The organism is Pantoea sp. B_9, assembly GCF_008632015.1.
Taxonomy (GTDB): Bacteria; Pseudomonadota; Gammaproteobacteria; order Enterobacterales; family Enterobacteriaceae; genus Pantoea; species Pantoea dispersa.
On sequence record NZ_VWVL01000006.1, the window covers coordinates 81,210 to 101,071 of the forward strand.

Annotated in this window: 17 protein-coding genes and 1 riboswitch; of the genes, 6 read left to right on the top strand and 11 right to left on the bottom strand. The window is 58.5% G+C overall.

Going from position 1 to position 19,862, the window contains the following annotated elements; all coding sequences use genetic code 11:
- Positions 1-10: 10 nt before the first annotated feature.
- From F3I21_RS17410 to nudF, 7 genes are all read right to left on the bottom strand, one after another.
- Positions 11-2,134 carry an Ig-like domain-containing protein gene (locus F3I21_RS17410; RefSeq protein WP_150059421.1) on the bottom strand — a complete coding sequence of 708 codons (2,124 nt, stop codon included), beginning with the start codon at positions 2,132-2,134 and terminating at the stop codon, positions 11-13.
- 258 nt (positions 2,135-2,392) lie between these two features.
- Positions 2,393-3,292 carry a LysR substrate-binding domain-containing protein gene (locus F3I21_RS17415; protein WP_058776526.1) on the bottom strand — a complete coding sequence of 300 codons (900 nt, stop codon included), beginning with the start codon at positions 3,290-3,292 and terminating at the stop codon, positions 2,393-2,395.
- 272 nt (positions 3,293-3,564) lie between these two features.
- Positions 3,565-5,460, bottom strand: coding sequence for a DNA topoisomerase IV subunit B (gene parE / locus F3I21_RS17420; RefSeq protein WP_021509608.1), 1,896 nt, complete (start codon positions 5,458-5,460; stop codon positions 3,565-3,567).
- A gap of 46 nt (positions 5,461-5,506) precedes the next feature.
- A complete protein-coding gene (gene yqiA / locus F3I21_RS17425) occupies positions 5,507-6,088 on the bottom strand; it encodes an esterase YqiA (protein ID WP_058771368.1) in 582 nt (193 codons plus the stop codon).
- Between the two features lie 3 nt (positions 6,089-6,091).
- Positions 6,092-6,919 carry a 3',5'-cyclic-AMP phosphodiesterase gene (gene cpdA / locus F3I21_RS17430; protein WP_031280131.1) on the bottom strand — a complete coding sequence of 276 codons (828 nt, stop codon included), beginning with the start codon at positions 6,917-6,919 and terminating at the stop codon, positions 6,092-6,094.
- 64 nt (positions 6,920-6,983) lie between these two features.
- The gene (locus F3I21_RS17435) at positions 6,984-7,409 is read right to left on the bottom strand and encodes a DUF1249 family protein (RefSeq protein ID WP_021509611.1); all 426 of its coding nucleotides are present in this window, start codon (positions 7,407-7,409) and stop codon (positions 6,984-6,986) included.
- On the bottom strand, positions 7,406-8,041 hold the full coding sequence (gene nudF / locus F3I21_RS17440; protein ID WP_021509612.1) for an ADP-ribose diphosphatase: 636 nt from the start codon (positions 8,039-8,041) through the stop codon (positions 7,406-7,408). The genes F3I21_RS17435 and nudF overlap by 4 nt, the downstream gene beginning before the upstream one ends.
- A gap of 213 nt (positions 8,042-8,254) precedes the next feature.
- On the opposite strand from nudF, the gene tolC reads away from it, so the two are divergent.
- The 3 genes from tolC to F3I21_RS17460 all read left to right on the top strand — a co-directional run bounded on the left by tolC (position 8,255) and on the right by F3I21_RS17460 (position 11,715).
- Complete coding sequence (gene tolC, locus F3I21_RS17450) at positions 8,255-9,727, top strand: outer membrane channel protein TolC (RefSeq protein WP_021509613.1); 1,473 nt, start codon at positions 8,255-8,257, stop codon at positions 9,725-9,727.
- A 141-nt stretch (positions 9,728-9,868) separates the two neighbouring features.
- On the top strand, positions 9,869-10,543 hold the full coding sequence (locus F3I21_RS17455) for a DUF1190 family protein (RefSeq protein WP_021509614.1): 675 nt from the start codon (positions 9,869-9,871) through the stop codon (positions 10,541-10,543).
- Between the two features lie 8 nt (positions 10,544-10,551).
- Positions 10,552-11,715, top strand: a complete 1,164-nt coding sequence (locus tag F3I21_RS17460; RefSeq protein ID WP_150059422.1) for a glutathionylspermidine synthase family protein — start codon at positions 10,552-10,554, stop codon at positions 11,713-11,715.
- A 35-nt stretch (positions 11,716-11,750) separates the two neighbouring features.
- On the opposite strand, the gene ygiD is transcribed toward F3I21_RS17460, so the two are convergent.
- Positions 11,751-12,521: a 4,5-DOPA dioxygenase extradiol gene (ygiD, locus tag F3I21_RS17465; protein WP_370515584.1), complete on the bottom strand. Its 771-nt coding sequence runs from the start codon at positions 12,519-12,521 to the stop codon at positions 11,751-11,753.
- 210 nt (positions 12,522-12,731) lie between these two features.
- Here ygiD and zupT point away from each other — a divergent pair, with 210 nt between their 5' ends.
- Both zupT and F3I21_RS17475 read left to right on the top strand, forming a co-directional pair.
- Positions 12,732-13,499 (top strand): zinc transporter ZupT, encoded by a 768-nt coding sequence (gene zupT / locus F3I21_RS17470; RefSeq protein WP_021509618.1) that lies wholly within the window; start codon positions 12,732-12,734, stop codon positions 13,497-13,499.
- Between the two features lie 143 nt (positions 13,500-13,642).
- Positions 13,643-14,026 carry a cell wall hydrolase gene (locus F3I21_RS17475; protein ID WP_150059424.1) on the top strand — a complete coding sequence of 128 codons (384 nt, stop codon included), beginning with the start codon at positions 13,643-13,645 and terminating at the stop codon, positions 14,024-14,026.
- Positions 14,027-14,079: 53 nt separating this feature from the next.
- Here the strand turns inward: F3I21_RS17475 and ribB are convergent, their stop codons facing one another.
- Positions 14,080-14,736 carry a 3,4-dihydroxy-2-butanone-4-phosphate synthase gene (gene ribB, locus F3I21_RS17480; protein WP_010618704.1) on the bottom strand — a complete coding sequence of 219 codons (657 nt, stop codon included), beginning with the start codon at positions 14,734-14,736 and terminating at the stop codon, positions 14,080-14,082.
- Between the two features lie 108 nt (positions 14,737-14,844).
- A riboswitch (FMN riboswitch) is annotated at positions 14,845-14,993 on the bottom strand.
- 171 nt (positions 14,994-15,164) lie between these two features.
- Between ribB and F3I21_RS17485 the strand changes: the two genes are divergently transcribed.
- The gene (locus F3I21_RS17485) at positions 15,165-15,470 is read left to right on the top strand and encodes an accessory factor UbiK family protein (protein ID WP_010618705.1); all 306 of its coding nucleotides are present in this window, start codon (positions 15,165-15,167) and stop codon (positions 15,468-15,470) included.
- Between the two features lie 39 nt (positions 15,471-15,509).
- Here F3I21_RS17485 and hldE read toward each other — a convergent pair whose 3' ends face one another.
- The gene (hldE, locus tag F3I21_RS17490; RefSeq protein WP_021509620.1) at positions 15,510-16,934 is read right to left on the bottom strand and encodes a bifunctional D-glycero-beta-D-manno-heptose-7-phosphate kinase/D-glycero-beta-D-manno-heptose 1-phosphate adenylyltransferase HldE; all 1,425 of its coding nucleotides are present in this window, start codon (positions 16,932-16,934) and stop codon (positions 15,510-15,512) included.
- 67 nt (positions 16,935-17,001) lie between these two features.
- Positions 17,002-19,860, bottom strand: coding sequence for a bifunctional [glutamate--ammonia ligase]-adenylyl-L-tyrosine phosphorylase/[glutamate--ammonia-ligase] adenylyltransferase (glnE, locus tag F3I21_RS17495; protein WP_150059425.1), 2,859 nt, complete (start codon positions 19,858-19,860; stop codon positions 17,002-17,004).
- Positions 19,861-19,862 lie beyond the last annotated feature (2 nt).

The following is a 19,862-nucleotide window of genomic DNA, read 5'->3' on the forward strand; positions in this document are numbered from 1 at the left end:
TCCAGATAAATTAGAATTGTTCGATTTCGTTCTGTAAGAACAGCGCATCTGATTGGGAATTATTTTCAGCCATTACACCACTCTGGCTTTCCTGATTATTCCAGTCATTAAACGCATCGTTATTAAGCTGCACTAATTCCGCATTAATCGGCTGCTGCTGCTCGTCGGCCTCATTGAACAGTTCATGATTGTCCAGCGAAAGCAGAGCCGAAAGATCGAGACCGGCCAGCTCAAGCGCATTAATTTCTGGCGGCGGCGGTGGAATGGTGTCGACTTCCACTTCATAAATGTCCGTTTTGCCGGTCACTTCGCCATCGCTGGAGAACACGCCGCGTAGCTGATAGATATCGTCTGCCAGATCCGTCGTCGTCAGCTCCCATTTGCCGTCAGCCCCAATCGTGGTAGTGAAGCTGTAGCTGTTCTCCAGACCGACAATGTAGATGGTAACCAGCTCGCCCGGCACGCCCTTACCGGCCACGATGATGCTCGGATCGTTCATCGCGCCGCCGTTTTCGATTGGCGTACGCACGCCGGCGTCGTTATTGTCTTTAAAGATATGCTCAATCACGCCGGAAACCGGAACGTCCGGATCGGGCAGGCCATCGACAGGTTCAGGATCGACCGGCACTTGCGTGTCGCCTTCAAACCCAATCGTGACCTTGTCAGAGGCCGGCGATTCGTTACCGGCCGGATCGCGCACTACGATCTCCAGCTCGTGCTCACCCGGTTGCAGATTGTTTTCTGGCGTGAAGGTCCACTTGCCGTCTTCCACAATCACCGAACCAATGGGCTTGCCGTTGTCGATAATCACCACGATATCGCCGTCGTTGCCGCTGCCTTCCAGCGTCGGACGCAGATCTTTTGTGGTGGAACCGTCTTCCAGCGGATTACCTTCGCTGTCTTTAATCACGCCGATGCCCGGATTTTCCGGCGCCACGGTGTCCACATCAACGATGAACGGATCGGATGGCAGTGATTTATTACCCACCTGATCGACCACCACGATGCTCAGCTCGTGTCGCCCATCCTGCAGTGCCGGAGCCGTAAAGGTCCAGTTGCCTTCGGCGTCTACCCTGGCGGTGCCCAGCTTCACGCCATCGTTCCAGATTTCTACCGTCGAGCCCGCTTCAGCTTTACCGGTCAGCGTCGGCGTATTGTCTTTCGTCACGCCACCTTTTTCGATCAGCACCGGCGGATCCTGCATATCGTCCATCACGCTGCCAATGGTGCTTTTGGCTGGCGCCGTCAGATCGATGATGAATTCCCACGGATCGCTCTCTTCACCCACCACGCCTTCGGCGTTACGCTCGGCGGTAACGATGCTGTGATTGCCTGCCGCCAGCGGTTTTTCCGGCGTAAAGGTCCAGTTACCCTCGTCATCCACCAGCACTTCACCCAGCAGCGTCTCACCATCCCATATTTCAATGGTGTTGCCCGGCGTGCCGGTGCCGTTGAAGGTGGGCATGGTGTCATCGGTGCGGCCGCCGTTCGCTACCGAACCGGTTACGTCGCCGATATCATCAATCACATCGCTGATGGTGGGCTTGCTGATATCGCCGCCGCCGCTGCCACCGCCGCCTTCACCTTTGCCGCTGTGGCTGCCGTCGTTATTGTCGTAATGGTGTTTCGCCGCGACATAGCCAAGACCCGCCGCTGCCGCGATAGCCGCCAGACCGCCGAGCGCAATCAGCGCCGGCGACCATTCAAAGCCGCTGGCCAGTGCGTAACCGGAATTATCATCAACGCTGCCTTCACCCAGCGCCAGCGCGGTAGTTTCGCCGTCGGCCAGCGCGGCCGCTTCGTGGTCGGCATTACCGTCCGTCGCGACGTAAGCGTGCATTTCGCCGTCTTCCGCTTTACCCACTAAGGTGCCGGATTTAGCGAAGAAATCTTCGATAATCAGATCCGGTTTGCTGGCGTCTGAGCCTTCCAGCATCACCAGCAGGTTTTTCCCCACGCGTTTAACGGTGATGTTTTCAGGCGCGGTGCCGTCCTGATTCTGCGTCAGCAGATATTTACCGTTGGTAATTGCCTGAATCTTCACTGCTTTGCCATCTTTACCGGCGCGCAGCACTTCCGCTTTTGTTATGGTTTTCTTATCGATAACCGCCACACTTACGGGTGAAACGTTCATGATTCTTCCTTCCGTCGATTAATTTTGACTGCGCGTTTGCAGGCAAGCGCCGCAATCTCCCTGGCTCTGCCCTTGGGTGGGCTCAAAGTTGCGACATAATCCGGAAAGAGATAAATCCGAGACATAAGAAATGTCCCGTTAGGAAAAAATTCTTAAATGGGCGACCGAAAGATAGCTAAATCATTAACCGATTGAATTAAAGCGTTTTTATCAGTGAAGGCAGAACATAACAGGAAAGGTTATTCAAACAGAACCGGACTATAACAGATGATTTTCCTGAATTTTTTCCCGTAAAAAATCCAGAAAACAGGTGATGCGGGAACTGAGCGACTGGTTGCGATAGTACACTGCGTGAATCGGCAGGCGCAGTTCGCGCGTGTCATTTTCCAGCACCTGTACCAGCCGGCCGCTGGCGCGATCCTCGCGGCTGACAAAATCCGATAGCCGCACAATGCCCTGGCCGGCCAGCGCCAGCTGGCGCAGGGTTTCACCGCTCGACGCGCAAAGCGTGGGTTTGATGCGCAAAAACTCGCCTTCGCGCTGCCACACCGGCCAGACATTGTGCGCGTCCAGCTGGCTGAATCCCAGCAGCTGGTGCGTCAGCAGATCTTCCACGCTCTGCGGCGCGCCGGCTTTTTCCAGATAGGCCGGACTGGCCAGCAGGCGAATCGCGCTGCTGCCCAGCACGCGGGCGCGCAGCGTGGAGTCGCGCAGTTCGCCAATGCGAATAGCGATATCGGTTTGCTGCTCAAGCAGGTCGATGACAATGTCATCGGTGTTCAGCTCCAGCTGAATTTGCGGATAGCGCGCGCAAAATTCGGCAACCAGCGGCACGATAACATGCAGGGTAAACGGTGTATTGGCGTTGACGCGCAGCCGTCCGGAGGGAATGTCGCGCCGCTGCGCAATATGCTCTTCGGCCTGCTCCACCGACGCAAGGATTTGCCGCGCGTGATCGAGAAAAATCAGCCCCTCTTCGGTCAGCGCCAGGCGACGCGTGGTGCGGTGCAGCAGCGTGGTTTGCAGTTTGCTTTCGAGGCGGCTCAGCGCCCGGCTGATGCCGGAGCTGGTTTGATCCAGCTGTTCCGCGGCGGCGGTAATCGAACCGGTGTCCACCACCGCGACCCAGGCGCGTAACTCTTCCAGTGTGATTTTCACTCTTCCTACCTCAGCGCATTGCTACTTCGAGACCGGTCTTAGCCTCGTTCTCACGGCTGCTGAGGTAGATTGCTCCACGTTCAGCAGCGGCAGGATACCACAATGCAGCAAAACGCAGGGATTATCGCTGACCCGGGGCAGCAGGCGGCATATGGGTGCCGCGCACAGCGCGGTTTTCATTAACGGACATGTGGCGATGGGACAGATTGGGACGGGCAGCGATGGCACGCCTTGCAGGCATAAAAAAGGGACGCCGCAGCGTCCCGTTTGCATCACACTTCGAGGTCGGCGAGGTCACCTTTTTCCTGTAGCCAGTTGCGACGGTCTTCCGAGCGTTTCTTCGCCAGCAGCATGTCCATCATCCGTAACGTCTGCTCGACGTCTTCTTCGTCGACCGTCAGTTGCACCAGACGACGGGTGTTGGGATCGAGCGTGGTTTCGCGCAGCTGCAGCGGGTTCATCTCACCCAGACCTTTAAAGCGCTGCACGTTCGGCTTGCCTTTTTTCCGCTTCAGCTGCTCCAGCACGCCCTCTTTTTCGTCTTCATCGAGCGCGTAATACACCTCTTTACCGAGGTCGATGCGGTACAGCGGCGGCATCGCCACATAGACGTGGCCCTGCTGCACCAGCGAGCGGAAGTGCCTCACAAACAGCGCGCACAGCAGCGTGGCAATGTGCAGGCCGTCGGAGTCCGCATCCGCGAGGATACAGATTTTGCCGTAGCGCAGCTGGCTGAGATCTTCACTGTCCGGATCGATACCGATCGCCACCGAAATATCATGCACTTCCTGCGACGCCAGCACTTCGTCCGACGACACTTCCCAGGTGTTGAGGATCTTGCCTTTCAGCGGCATTATCGCCTGATATTCACGGTCGCGCGCCTGCTTGGCGGAGCCGCCCGCAGAATCCCCTTCCACCAGGAACAGTTCGGTTTTATTCAGATCCTGCGCGGTACAGTCGGCCAGCTTGCCCGGCAGCGCCGGTCCGCTGGTCAGCTTTTTACGCACCACCTTTTTCGCCGCGCGCATACGGCGCTGTGCGCTGGAGATCGCCAGCTCGGCCAGCATTTCGGCGGCCTGCACGTTCTGGTTGAGCCACAGGCTGAAGGCATCTTTCACTACCGCCGAGACAAACGCCGCGCACTGGCGTGAGGAGAGACGCTCTTTAGTCTGTCCGGCAAACTGCGGATCCTGCATTTTGACCGACAGCACGTAGGCGCAGCGATCCCAGATATCCTCCGCCGACAGCTTCACGCCGCGCGGCAGAATATTGCGGTATTCACAGAATTCGCGCATCGCGTCGAGCAAGCCCTGACGCAGGCCGTTAACGTGCGTTCCGCCCTGCATGGTCGGGATCAGGTTGACGTAGCTTTCGGTCAGCAGCTCGCCGCCCTCCGGCAGCCACAGCAGCGCCCAGTCGACTGCCTCCACATCACCGGCAAAGCTGCCGACAAACGGTTTTTCCGGCAGCGTTGGCAGGCCGTTCACCGCTTCGCTCAGGTAATCCGTCAGGCCATCCTGATACAGCCAGGTTTGCTCGGTATCGTTCACCTTGTCTTTAAAGACAATTTCAACGCCCGGGCACAGCACCGCTTTGGCTTTCAGCAGATGCTTTAGGCGGGAGACCGAGAAGCGCGGGCTGTCAAAGAAGCTTTCGTCTGGCCAGAAGTGAACGCTGGTGCCGGTGTTACGTTTGCCTACCGTACCAATCACCGCCAGATCCTGCACTTTATCGCCGTTTTCGAAGGCGATCTGGTAAATCTCACCGTTGCGGCGCACCGTGACTTCCACACGCTTCGACAGGGCGTTCACCACCGAAATCCCCACGCCGTGCAGGCCGCCGGAGAACTGGTAGTTTTTGTTGGAGAATTTACCGCCGGCGTGCAGGCGACAGAGAATCAGTTCGACCGCTGGCACGCCCTCTTCCGGGTGGATATCGACGGGCATACCACGGCCATCATCAATCACTTCCAGCGACTGATCGGCGTGCAGGATGACTTCCACGCGTTTGGCGTGACCAGCCAGCGCCTCATCGACGCTGTTATCGATCACTTCCTGGCCCAGATGGTTAGGGCGTGTGGTATCGGTGTACATGCCCGGACGGCGACGTACCGGTTCGAGGCCGGTTAAAACCTCAATGGCGTCAGCATTATAGCTAGATTGGCTCATCGTAACAGTCTGATTAGCAATAGGAAAATGGGCCCATCCCGCAGCATCAGGGAGTATTCAGTCCCAGAAAATCAATCATCTGCGCAAAATGGCGTTCGAATCCGATATAGGCATGATTGCCGCCCTCTTCTACCGTCTGACGGCACGCGCTGTAGTAATCCAGCGCCTGGCGATAGTCGAGCACTTCATCGCCGGTTTGTTGCAGCAGCCAGAGTAGATCGGGCGCTTCCAGAGGGTCAATCTGCATCACTTTCAGATCGTAAATGTGGCGAGACTCTAACACATATTGCTGGCCGGTGTAGGGATTCCGGTTTTCACCCAGATAATCCACCAGCAGTTCAAACGGCCGCACCGCCGGATTCACCACCACCGCCGGCAGCATGAAACACTGCGACAGCCAGGTGGCAAAATAGCCACCGAGCGATGACCCCACCAGCCCGAGCGGTTCACCGGCATACTGCATCACCAACTCTTCCAGCAGCGCGGCAGCCTCAGCGGGAAAAGTCGGCAGCTGCGGCACCAGCACCTCAATGTGCGGATGCTGCGCCTGACACCACTGCTGTAACTGCGTCGCTTTAGCCGACTGCGGTGAGCTGTTGAATCCGTGCAGATAAATCAGCGCCGCCATGGTTTAGTAGCCCTCGGAATCCAGATCCGGACGGAACAGATCGCTCTGCAGACGATTCACTTCGGTGTGCAGCGTGCCATCCGCCTGCAGCGTCAGCCAGCGCCAGCCGGGCGCTACGGTATCAATGGTGAAGTTGGTGCAGTGCGGTTTGAACTGGACGCAGGTCGAAGGCGACGCCAGTACGCGGCGGCCGTGCCAGTCGAGATCCAGCTCCTGATGAATGTGGCCGCACACCAGGTGGCGCGCCAGCGGGAAGTTTTGCAGCACCGCATCCAGCTGATGCGGATTGCGCAGGCTGTGCTGGTCAAGCCAGGTACAGCCGGAGGCCAGCGGATGATGGTGCAGCAGCACCAGCGTGTAGCGATCGGGGAACTGACGCAGCGTGCGGTCCAGCCACTCCAGCTGATAGTCGCTCAGCATGCCGTGCGGCACGCCAAAAACCTGGCTGTCCAGCAGCACCAGCTGCCAGTGCTCGCCGAGCAGCACATGCTTGTCCGCAGCGATGCCGGCCTGCGCCAGCGTATCCACCATCGCCGGCTGAAAATCGTGATTGCCCGGCAGCCAGACGCACGGCTTCGGCAGACGTGCAATGCCCGCAACAAAATGCTGATAAGCTTCGACGGTGTGATCCTGGGCGAGATCGCCGGTGGCGATAATCAGATCGTAATCGCGCTGTTGCGCCGCGATGGCGTCCAGCACCGCATCAAAACTCGACCAGGTATTCACTCCAAGCAGCGATTGATGTTTTCCCGCGAAAAGATGGGTATCCGTAATTTGTAAAATCCTGATATCGGACCCATTTGCCGCAGGAAGAGTTAGCAGGCTATCCAAAGCGTTTCCTTTCTCTCCACGCTATCGTTGCGTTATATACCCGTGCGGATTCAGGGTATCGCTATCAGCACACCGGCACGGCCATCGCGCCGTGCGCCAGGCAGTACCGCAACCAGTCGGCAAGGAACTGGTTAATCTGATGTTTTTCATCGCGCTGATGCAATTTTTTATTAGGATAATCATAGCGCGCTTTGAAGCGATAGATCTGCTGAGTGGAACACACTTCAGCCACCATCGCATCATGGTAGAGCCGCACCGACATGGATGGCAGGCTCCAGTAGCTCACTGCGGGTGCCACCTGGCGGATCTCCACCAGCGTGGTGTAGCGCGTCGACTCTTCAATAGTCAGCTGATAACTGGCGCCGTTCACCTGATACATCACCGACGCACCTGCCTCGTCACTGCGCGGCAGCAGGCGGCGCAGCTGAGCGAAATTGGTTTCGCACAGACGCATCATTTCGGGGAAATCAGGGGTATAGCGCTGTTTCATGTTGGCTTCCACTCTTCTCTTAGTTTCTCATGGTGCAACGCCAGCCATTGCAGAGCGATGACAGATGCCGCGTTATCAATAATCCCCTCTTCCACCCAGCGGTAAGCCTGTTCGCGGCTTACCACATGCACAAGAATATCCTCATTCTCTTCCTCCAGCCCGTGATTTCCCTCTGCCTGGCTGGCATCCACTTCGCCCACCAGCACCGACAAACGCTCAGAGGTTCCGCCGGGGCTGGCTAAGTAATTCACTATCGGTTTGACGCGGCCAACCTTGAGGCCAGCCTCTTCGACCGCTTCACGACGCACCACATCTTCCGGCGTTTCGCCCGGTTCAATAATGCCGGCCACCATCTCCAACAGCCAGGGCGTGGCGCTGGAATCATAGGCCGGAATGCGGATCTGTTCGATCAGCACTACTTCGTCGCGCAGGGGATCATAGGGTAGCAGCACGGCAGCGTGTCCGCGCTCAAAAACTTCGCGCACCACTTCACCGCTCATGTCGCCATTGAAACGGCGGTGGCGGAAGCGGTAACTGACGATGGAAAAAAAACCGTCGTAGCGAGTATCGCGTGCAATAATTTCTACATCGTTTTTTGTGAAAGTCACAGGGGATTTTTTTTCACCCGCCATCATCTGGTTCCTTATGCAGATTGGGATGGAGCGAAGAAAAGCCAACCCTTGTGCTCCGTCCGAGTGGTTCTTTCTGAATTATTTACGTAAATTAGGGGGAGAAGGCACGTTCAGCCAACTTATCTCTGACGCCGCCTCTGTAGAATCGGCGATTATTTTTTGGCTTACCTGCAGCACACTCTCTGTGCATTTGCTGCAACACAAGGAATGCAAATGAAAAAACTGCTCCCACTTTTTATTGGACTGAGCCTGGGCGGTTTCAGCCTTGCCAGCCAGGCAGAAAACCTGTTGCAGGTCTACCAGCAGGCGCGCCTCAGCAACCCGGATCTGCGTGCTTCAGCCGCCGATCGCGACGCTGCTTTTGAGAAAATTAACGAAGCGCGTAGCCCGTTGCTGCCGCAGCTGGGTCTGGGTGCAGATTATACCTATAACAGCGGCTATCGCGACAACAGCGGTCTCCATTCCAACACGACCAGCGCCTCGCTGCAATTAACGCAGACGATTTTCGACATGTCGAAATGGCGTGCGCTGACGCTGCAGGAAAAAACGGCCGGCATTCAGGACGTTACTTATCAGGTAGCGCAGCAGGATCTGATCCTGAACACCGCAACCGCCTATTTCAACGTGCTGAAGGCCATTGATACGCTTTCTTACACTGAAGCGCAGAAACAGTCGATCTACCGCGAGCTGGATCAGACCACTCAGCGTTTTAACGTCGGTCTGGTGGCCATCACCGATGTGCAGAACGCCCGTGCTCAATACGACAGCGTGCTGGCCAACGAAGTGACCGCGCGTAACGACCTGGATAACGCGGTAGAATCGCTGCGTCAGATCACCGGTATGGATTATCTGTCGCTGGCGTCACTGAATATCGATCGTTTCAAAACGGCGCGTCCGGAAGCGGTGTCCAATTTGCTGAAACAGGCTGAGAGCCGTAACCTCAACCTGCTGTCTGCCCGCCTGAGCCAGGATCTGGCGCGTGAGCAGATTCGCTCCGCCGAGTCCGGCCACATGCCGACGCTGGATCTGACCGCTTCTACCGGTCTGTCGAACAGCAAATATGGCGGCAGCCGCGCTAATCAGAGCGCCGGTACCACCGACTCGATCACCGGCTCCAACCAGGTTGGCCTGAGCTTCTCACTGCCTCTGTACAGCGGCGGTTCAGTGACCTCGCAGGTGAAACAGGCGCAGTACAACTTTGTCGCCGCCAGCGAGCAGCTGGAAGGCGCGCATCGTAGCGCGATTCAGACCGTCCGTTCTTCGTTCAATAACGTGAACGCTTCGATCAGCAGCATCGACGCTTACAAACAGTCGGTAATCTCAGCGCAGAGCTCATTAGATGCCTCGGAAGCCGGTTATCAGGTGGGTACGCGTACCATCGTTGATGTGTTAGACGCGACTACCACGCTGTTTAACGCTAAACAGCAGCTGTCGAATGCGCGTTACAGCTACCTGATCAACCAGCTGAACATCAAATATGCGCTGGGCACGCTGAACGAGCAGGATCTGCAGCAGCTGAACAGTACGCTGGGCAAAGAAGTGACGACCTCGCCAGAAGTGGTCGCGCCGGAAAACAGCCAGCAGGCCGCGCGCGTGGATAACGGTCCGAAAGCGACCTCCGCTTCCGCCGCCGCTCAGGCCCGTCCGGCCGCGGCACGTAACAGTGCCAATCCTTTCGCTAATTAAGCCTTCAAGGGGCCGCTTGCGGCCCCTTTCGCATTCAAACGTATAACAACGTAAAGATCCCCTTGCCACCCGGCTTCCCGCTTCATTTTCCACCACTCATCACCTATCCTAAGCCCCACCTTTGGGCACAGGATGAAGATAATGAAACGGACAAAAAATATTCGTCATGCCGCTTTCCGTAAAAGCTGGCAGGCACGCCATTTAACGCCGGTCGCACTGGCGGTCACCGCCGTGTTTATGCTGGCAGGCTGCGAACAGAGCGATGAAACGGTTTCGATGTACCAGAACGCCGATGATTGTGCGAAAGCCAATCCGGGCCAGAGCGCTCAGTGCACCACCGCTTACAACAACGCGCTGAAAGAGGCTGAGCGCACCGCGCCAAAATACGCCACGCGTGAAGATTGCGTCGCGGAATTCGGCGAAAACCAGTGTCAGCAAACCCCGGCACAGGCGGGCGTCGGTACCACGGCGAACAACGCTGAAGCGCAGCAGAGCGGCAGCTTCTGGATGCCTCTGATGGCCGGCTACATGATGGGTCGTCTGATGGGCGGCGGTGCCGGCTTTGCGCAGCAACCGCTGTTCTCGCCAAAAACCCCTAATAGCCCGGCTAACGGCCAGTTTGTTGATGCTTCCGGTAAGAACTACGGTGCGGCCACCTCGGGCCGGACGGTAAACGTGCCGAAAACCGCGCTGGCGCCAAAACCGGCCACTACGTCCACCATCACCCGTGGCGGCTTTGGTGAGACGGTAGCCAAACAGAACACCATGCAGCGCAGCAGTGCCACCAGCACCGGCAGCCGCTCGCTGGGAGGCTAAGCCCGCGCATGCAACGAATTGCTATCAGCGAACGTCCGAACTGGCGCGAAAAGGCGACCGAGTACGGCTTTCAGTTTCACACCATGTATGGCGAACCCTACTGGTGCGAAGACGCTTATTACCAGTTTACGCTGGCGCAAATTGAACAGCTGGAAGCGGCCACCGCTGAACTGCACCAGATGTGCCTGCAGGCGGTAGAAAAAGTGGTGAACAGCGAAGCGCTGCTCACCCGTTTCTGCATTCCGAAACACACCTGGGATTTTGTGCGCGAATCCTGGCAGCAGCGTCAGCCGTCGCTCTATTCACGCCTCGATCTGGCGTGGGATGGCACAGGCGAGATCAAGCTGCTGGAGAACAACGCCGATACGCCAACCTCGCTGTACGAAGCGGCGTTTTTCCAGTGGATCTGGCTGGAGGATCAGCTCAACGCCGGCAACCTGCCGCAGGGCAGCGATCAATTCAACAGCCTGCAGGAGCAGTTGATTGAGCGCTTCGCCACGCTGCACCAGCAGCACGGTTTTAACTGGCTGCACTTTGCCTGCTGTCGCGATACGGAAGAGGATCGCGCCACGGTACAGTATCTGCAGGATTGCGCCACTGAAGCCGGTCTGCCGAGTGAATTTCTCTACATTGATGAGATCGGGCTGGGCGAAAAAGGTCAGTTTACCGATCAGCACGATCAGGTGATCAGCAACCTGTTCAAGCTCTATCCGTGGGAATTCATGCTGCGCGAGATGTTCTCGACCAAGCTGGCCGATGCCGGCGTGCGCTGGCTGGAGCCGGCGTGGAAAAGCATTCTCTCCAACAAAGCGCTGCTGCCGCTGCTGTGGGAGATGTTCCCCAACCATCCTAACCTGCTGCCCGCCTGGTTTGCCGACGATGCCAGCGCGCCGCAGATGGACAAATATGTGGTGAAACCGCTGTTTTCCCGCGAAGGTGCCAATATCACCATCGTGGAAAACGGTCAGGAAATCGCGCGCGCCGACGGCCCCTATGGCGAAGAGGGCATGATCGTCCAGCAGTTCTGGCCGCTGCCGAAATTTGGCGACAGCTACACGCTGATTGGCAGCTGGCTGATTGACGATCAGCCTGCCGGTATCGGTCTGCGGGAGGATCGTGCGCTGATCACCCAGGATCTGTCACGTTTCTATCCGCACACATTTATTGAGTAATGCACGTGCCGCCCGGTCTGCGGGCGGCACAGGTGTCAGCCAACCTGCACTGACAGCATACTGATTGAACCCATCGCCATGCCTTCCACCGGGATGCTCACCGCCTCACCTTCAGCTCGCGCGCCGAGAATATACAGCAGCGGCAGATAGTGCTCCGGCGTCGGGTTAGCCAGCTGCGCGCCTTCATGCTGCTGATAATTCACCAGCGGATGCTGCGCCGCCTCGCCCTCGTAGCCCAGATTATCGCGCACGAACTGGTTGAAGCTCTCCGCCCACGGATAAGCACTTTCCGCGCCCTGCCAGCGAATCATGCGCAGGTTATGCACCACGTTGCCGCTGGCTACCAGCATCACGCCTTCGTCACGCAGCGCCGCCAGTTTACGTCCCAGCGCAAAATGCCACGCCGCCGGCTGGATGCCATCAATACTGAGCTGAATCAGCGGAATGTCCGCCTGTGGATACATCTTCGCCAGCACGCCCCACGAGCCGTGATCAAAGCCCCACTGCTGATCGGCCTGCACCGCCACCGGTGCCAGCAGATCGATAACGCGCTGCGCCAGCGCAGGCGAACCTGGCGCCGGATAGCGCACGTCGAACAGCGCCTGCGGGAAGCCACCAAAATCATGGATGGTGCGCGGATTGCTCATCGCCGTCACCGCCGTGCCGCGCGTGTACCAGTGCGCCGAGATGGCGAGAATAGCGCGCGGACGCGGCAGGGTTTCACCCAGCTGCTGCCATACGCGGGTATAACGGTTGTCTTCTAATACGTTCATCGGGCTGCCGTGGCCGAGAAACAGAGCGGGCATGCGGGTCATTATTTATCCTCTGGCGTCGGGATCGCGTTAATGACTGTCACGATACGCGCTTTCGCCAGGGGAAAAACGCTGATAAGCGTGATGATGTTTATCAGCAAATTTGAACAAGATTTTGCCGACATAACTTTACGCTAAATAACTCGATATTTTATGGGGTTAACTATATTGTAACTGGTAATCATTATCATTAAGGAGCCCATCATGTCAGTACCTTTGCTGCTAACCATCCTGGCTGGCGGTGCCACCTTCGTCGGCGCGATTTTTGGCGTGCTCGGTCAGAAGCCGTCGAACCGCGTACTGGCCTTTGCGCTCGGCTTTGCCGCCGGCATCATGCTGCTGATTTCCCTGATGGAAATGCTGCCTGCCGCGCTGCATGCGGAAGGGATGTCGCCGGTGCTTGGCTACGGCATGTTCATGCTCGGCTTACTGGGTTATTTCGCCATGGATCGCCTGCTGCCGCACCAGCATCCGCAGGATCTGATGGCGGTCAATCGCCGCCCCACCAACCTGAAACGTACCGCGATCCTGCTGACGCTCGGTATCAGCCTGCATAACTTTCCCGAAGGCATTGCCACCTTTGTCACCGCCAGCAGCGATATGGAGCTGGGGCTGGGCATCGCACTGGCCGTCGCGATCCACAATATTCCGGAAGGGCTGGCGGTGGCCGGACCGATGTACGCCGCCACCGGCTCGAAAGCCAAAGCGCTGTTCTGGGCCTGCTTGTCCGGTATGGCGGAGATTCTTGGTGGCATCATCGCCTTTCTGCTGCTGGGGCCGGCGGTCTCACCGGTGATGATTGCGGCCATCATGGCGGCGGTGGCGGGCATTATGGTGGCGCTGTCCGTGGATGAACTGATGCCGCTGGCGCGCGAAATCGACCCGCATAACAACCCCAGCTACGGCGTGCTGTGCGGCATGACGGTGATGGGCCTGAGCCTGACGTTGCTGCAAACCAGCGGGGTAGGCTGACGCGGGATTTGTCTCATTCACAACAGCTTAAGGCTGTTTATCAATGCCTTATGCTTGTTAAGGCGTAGTCGAGACGGGTCTTGTTAACACCCGGCGGCGGGCTCATTACACTCCACGCGACTCTTAGAAAGCAGTGGAGTGTTATGTTAATTCAGGGAGCCATTTTATGCCTGGCGATGAATATCTATCATGAAGCGCGCGGCGAACCGGTAAAGGGACAGATTGCCGTCGGCACTGTCACCATGAACCGGGCTAACTGGGACGTCAAAGAGATCTGTCCGGTGGTGTACGCACCCAAACAGTTCTCCTGGACGTCTCTGCACAAACATCCCCATCGCCATCCGCCACAGCATGACAAAAGCTGGCAGCGCGCGCAGCGCCTGGCCCAGCGGAATGTCGAGGGTAAGCTGGCGGATGTGACAAAGGGCGCGACCTTCTTTCATGCACACAGCGCCAGACCCGCGTGGCGCCACGCCTTCCAGCGTACCGTGGTGATAGGCAATCACGTTTTTTACGCCAGCCGTTAATCATAAAAAAAGGCCGGATGCATTACATCCGGCCTTATTTAATTCACGTCGGCTTAGCTGGCCTGACGGGTTTCATGCTGGCGGCGCCAGGCCACCAGGTCTTCAATGGTCACCACCGGCATGGCGTGCTGCTTCGCAAACGCAATCACTTCCGGCGCGTGCGCCATGCTGCCGTCATCATTGGTCAGTTCGCACAGCACACCCGCAGGTTTGAAGCCCGCCAGCGTCACCAGATCGAGCGTCGCTTCGGTGTGGCCGCCGCGCGCCAGTACGCCGCCGTCGCGCGCGCGCAGCGGGAATACGTGGCCGGGACGATTCAGATCGGACGGTTTAGCGTCATCGGCAATCGCCGCGCGGATGGTGGTAATACGGTCGGAGGCCGATACGCCGGTCGTCACGCCGCTGGCCGCTTCAATAGTCACGGTAAAACCGGTGCCGTAAGAGCTGGTGTTGTTCTCTACCATCATTGGCAGATCCAGCTGCTGGCGGCGCGCTTCGTTAATGCACAGGCAGACAATGCCGCTGCCGTGACGAATGCTCAGCGCCATCTGTTCAACGGTCATGGTTTCGGCAGCGAAGATCATATCGCCTTCGTTTTCGCGATTTTCATCGTCCAGCACCATCACGCCGCGCCCGTTGCGCAGCGCATCGATGGCGCGTTCTACACGCTGTTCCGGCGTGCCAAATTCAGAAAGAAGCGTCTGATTCATGGTAAAAAACCTTATTAATAAAATATGAGTTACCAGAACCAGGGCGAGCTTAGGAGTGCGTAGAAAACACATGGCAATAACGTGACGCGGGCGCAGCCCGGCTGATGTCGTTACCCTCTCCCATCCGGACTTTAACCGTCGGCCCCGGAATTACACCGGATCTGCTGACCTTTCACTGTAAGCGAAAGCGCTCGCGGGCTTTCAGCCGAAGCTGATTTACCGCCGGTGGGGAATTTCGCCCCGCCCTGAGAATAAGCGAAATTACTATAGCGCCAATCACCTGGTCGGGCAATCAACAAAAGTGCAAATGCTTTTGCACTTCATGCGTTGCGGATTTCGGGTTTAACCTTTTCGTTTCTGGCATTACACTTAATGTTTGATGAGTCGGAACACGCGCTGTTATCAGCCACCGTAACCAGGAAACAACCATGATCGACACGAAAAAAATTGAACAACTGGCGCGCCAGGTGCACGAAGCGATGCCAAAAGGTATTCGCGACTTTGGCGACGATGTGGAAAAGAAAATTCGTCAGGTATTGCAGGCGCAGTTAACCCGCATGGATCTGGTTAATCGTGAAGAGTTTGACGTGCAGACCCAGGTGCTGCTGCGCACGCGTGAAAAACTGGCGGCGCTGGAGCAGCGTCTGGCGAAGCTGGAGAGTGAAAGTCCGGCGGCCCCGGCTCCGGCGGTGATCACGCCAGATCCGGCAGGCAAAATCGATACGCCTCAGTAAGGTTTACGCGGCGGGAGTTCGCTCCCGCCGGCTACGTGTTTACTGATTGCGAATGGTTTTGATGATGTTGGTGGTGGAGATACCGTCTTCAAAGTTGAGCACGCGCACGTCACCGCCGTTGGCCCACACCTCTTTACTGCCCGCGATATCTTCCGGCTTATAATCACCGCCTTTCACCAGCAGATCCGGCAGCACTTCGGCAATCAGCCGCTGTGGCGTATCCTCTTCAAACAGCACCACCCAGTCTACGGCTTCCAGCGCACCCAGCACGATCATGCGGTTTTCCTGCGGGTTCACCGGGCGGGTTTCGCCCTTAAGACGTTTGGTGGAAGCATCGCTGTTGACCGCCACGATCAGGCGATCGCCCAGTTTGCGCGCGTTGGCCAGATAAGAGACATGGCCGGCGTGCAGAATGTCGAACACGCCGTTGGTCATCACCACTTTCTCACCGCGCTGGCGCGCCTGCGCCACCGCCACTTTCAGCTCGGCTTCGGTCATCACGCCAAAGCCGCTGTCCGGCCGCGCGTGAATCGCATTCTCCAGCTCCACGGTACTGACGGTTGAAGTCCCGAGCTTGCCGACCACCACGCCAGCCGCAGCGTTGGCGAGGAAGCAGGCATCTTCCAGACTTTCACCGGCAGCCAGCACTGCGGCCAGCACGCCGATCACCGTATCGCCGGCACCGGTGACGTCATACACTTCCTGCGCCTGAGTGGGCAGATGCAGCGGCGCTTTGCCCGGCTGCAGCAGGGTCATCCCGTTTTCCGAACGCGTCACCAGCAGCGCGGAGAGATCGTAATCAGCGATCAGCTGCATACCGCGGCTGACAATCTCCTCTTCGCTTTTGCACTTGCCGACCACCGCTTCGAACTCGGACAGATTGGGCGTCAGCAGCGTCGCGCCGCGATAGCGTTCAAAATCGGTACCTTTCGGGTCGATCAGTACCGGCACCTGCGCCGCACGCGCCAGCTGAATCATGGTCTGCACGCTGCTCAGCGCGCCTTTGGCATAATCAGACAGCACCAGCGCGCCCGCCTGTGCCAGCGACTGACGCAGGCGATCGTGAATCGGCTGCGGATCAACCTGCTCAAAGCCCTCTTCAAAGTCGAGGCGAATCAGCTGCTGGTTGCGCGACAGCACGCGCAGTTTGGTGATGGTCGGATGGCTATCGAGGGCGACGAAATCGCACTCAACCTTCACCTGCGCCAGCGTTTCGCGCAGCACGCGCGCAGCGTCATCTGCACCGGTCAGGCCGATAAGGCGCGAGTCCGCACCGAGTGCAGCGATATTCATCGCCACGTTGGCCGCGCCGCCCGGACGCTCTTCAATGGTATCCACTTTAACCACCGGCACCGGGGCTTCCGGTGAGATCCGGCTGGTCGGGCCGTACCAGTAGCGGTCTAACATCACATCGCCGACAACCAGCACAGCGGCCTTGCCAAACGCGGGCAGTGTTACTTTCATGCAGAGACTCCAGACTTCAACGTTCAGTCAAAATAATGCGCGGATAATAGCATAGAAGCCGCCAGGCTCACTGCTCCGTGTCATCCGCGTCGCTCGCGGCCAGCCAGCGCTGCCAGCTGGCGTGCACCACGGCGCGTTCGTCAGCGAACGATGCCGGATCGACATGACCCGGCAGTTCCTGCAGCGCCAGATGGTGCAGCGCATCGCGCAGCGTGACGTAAGCGTGCGTCAGCGCCTGCGCTTCCTCATCAGCCATGATGCCGTGGCGCGCCATCAGTTCGAAAATGCGCACGTTATCCGACCAGCGCGTCAGCGCCGGCTGGCTGGCGGCGTAACCTAAGACCAGATACTGCGCGATGAATTCAATATCGGTGATACCGCCCTCATCGGTTTTAATCTCCCAGCGGCCTTTGTGCTTATTACTGAGGTGCGCGCGCATTTTCTCACGCATCTCCCGCACTTCGGTTTGCAGCTTCGCGCCTTCACGCGGCAGGCACAGAATACCGCGCCGGATCGCATCGAAGCGCTCACACAGCGCGGGTTCGCCAAACACGATGCGCGCGCGCACCAGCGCCTGATGTTCCCACGTCCAGGCTTCATGGCGCTGATAGTCGTCAAAGGCAGCAAAGGTGCTGACCAGCATGCCGGCCGCGCCAGAGGGGCGCAGGCGCGCGTCCACCTCATACAAAATGCCGGACGAGGTGCGGGTGCTGAACAGATGCATGACGCGCTGGGCGAGACGCAGGTAAAACTGACGCCCGTCGATAACGCGTTCACCGTCAGTTTCGGCATCGTCCGGACAGTCATGCAGAAACACCAGATCGAGATCCGAGCTGTAACCCAGTTCCCAGCCGCCCAGTTTGCCGTAGCCGACCACGGCAAAGCCGCGCTCGCTGTCGCTGGTGAGATGCGAAGGGCGACCATAGCGTTGCACCATCATCTGCCACGCCTGCTGCACCACCGATTCAATGATCGCTTCCGCCAGCCACGTTAAGTGATCGCTCACTTTCATCACCGGCAGGGTTCCGGCGATGTCGGCGGCGGCGATACGCAGATGCTGTGCCTGCTTGAACTGGCGCAGCGCTTCCAGTTGCTGCTCTTCATCATCGGTGGGAATGCGCAGCAGATACTGGCGCAGTTCGTCACGATAGGCGTCGGTGGCGGTGGGCTGATACAGCGTGGCCGGATCAAGCAGTTCATCCAGCAGCAGCGGATAGCGCGCCAGCTGGCTGGCAATCATCGGCGAAGCGCCACACAGGCGAATCAGATGGCGCAGCGCGCCGTGGTACTCAGTCAGCAACTCGAGATAGGTGCTGCGCGTTAATACGCCGAGCAGCAGCGGCGTCAGGCGTGCCAGCACCACATCGGCGTCGTCACGCGCGCACACTTCGCTTAGCAGGCGCGGCATTAATTGATCGAGCGCCAGCCGGCCGCGCGGACCGATGGTGCGGCGACTGACATCCTGACGGAAATCATTCAGCGCCCGATACAGCGCATGGCGCTGTTCCGCCTGCAGCTGCGGTACCACCGGCAGCAAATCGCTCTCTTCCAGCGCGTCCTGCCACAGGCTGGCAAACTCCGCCAGCTGCGGCTGATCGTCGACATCCGGCGCATCATCGCCTATCAGCTCGTCGAAAATATGGCGCACGCCGGCCATGTGCTGTTCCAGCTGTGCCAGCAGCATCGCCCAGTCCGCCATGCCCATCGCCCAGGCCAGGCGCTGGCGGTCGAGCGGATTTTCCGGCAGCGTCTGCGTCTGTTCATCGTTGATGCTCTGCAGCAGATTCTCCACCCGGCGTAAAAACAGGTAGGCGGCGCGCAGATGATCAACCTGCTCCGGCGTTAACAGTGCCAGCTCACCGATGGCCTGCAGCGTGGGCAGCAGCGAACGCAGCTGAAGTGAGCGCTCACGTCCACCTCGAATCAGCTGGAACACCTGAACGATGAATTCGGTTTCGCGAATGCCGCCAGCGCCGAGTTTGATGTTGTCCTTCAGGCCGCGCCGCCGTACTTCGCGGGCAATCATGCCTTTCATGTTACGCAGCGACTGGATCACGCTGAAATCGATGTAGCGGCGATAGACGAACGGGCGCAACATCTGCTGCAGCTCCTGGCTCCAGTGGCCGCCATCGTCGCCCATCAGGCGCGCTTTCACCATCGCGTAGCGCTCCCAGTCGCGGCCCTGCTCCTGGTAGTAATCCTCCAGCGCGGCAAAGCTCAGCACCAGCGGACCGCTGTCGCCGAACGGGCGCAGGCGCATATCCACGCGATAAACAAAGCCATCGACGGTGGGTTGATCCAGCACCTTAATCAGCCGCTGCCCCATGCGGGTAAAGAACTGCGCGTTGTCGAGTTCGCGCCGGCCGCCGTGGGTGACGCCGTTTTCCGGCCAGGCAAAGATCAGGTCAATATCGGAAGAGAAGTTAAGTTCACCGCCGCCCAGCTTGCCCATACCCAGAATCAGCATCGGCTGCGCTTCGCCGGCGGCGTTGCACGGCGTGCCGAAATCGCGGCAGCAATCCTGCCACACCCAGTCGCGCGCGGCGGTAATCAGCACTTCCGCCAGCGTGCTGAGCTGCGTCAGGCTCTGCCCGGTGCTGGCCTGCTCAAGCGCCTGCATCCACGCGATGCGCACCAGCATATGGCGGCGAAACAGGCGCAGTTCGCGCATCAGGGAGGCTTCGTTATCCACCGGCTGCAATGCCGCTGCCAGCCAGGCCGCATAGTGCTGCCACTCTTCGGGCTGCGGCGGTTGCTGCTGTAGCTGTTGCCACCACGCTGGATGCTGCTGCAGGTTGTCCACGATAAAGTCACTAAAGGTCAGTGCGCCAGCCTGCTGCGGCGTGATCGCCGTCAGCGGCAGGCCCAGACGTTCTGCCACGCTGGCGAGCTGCGCCTGCATCAGCGTCGGTAACGGTAACGACATCT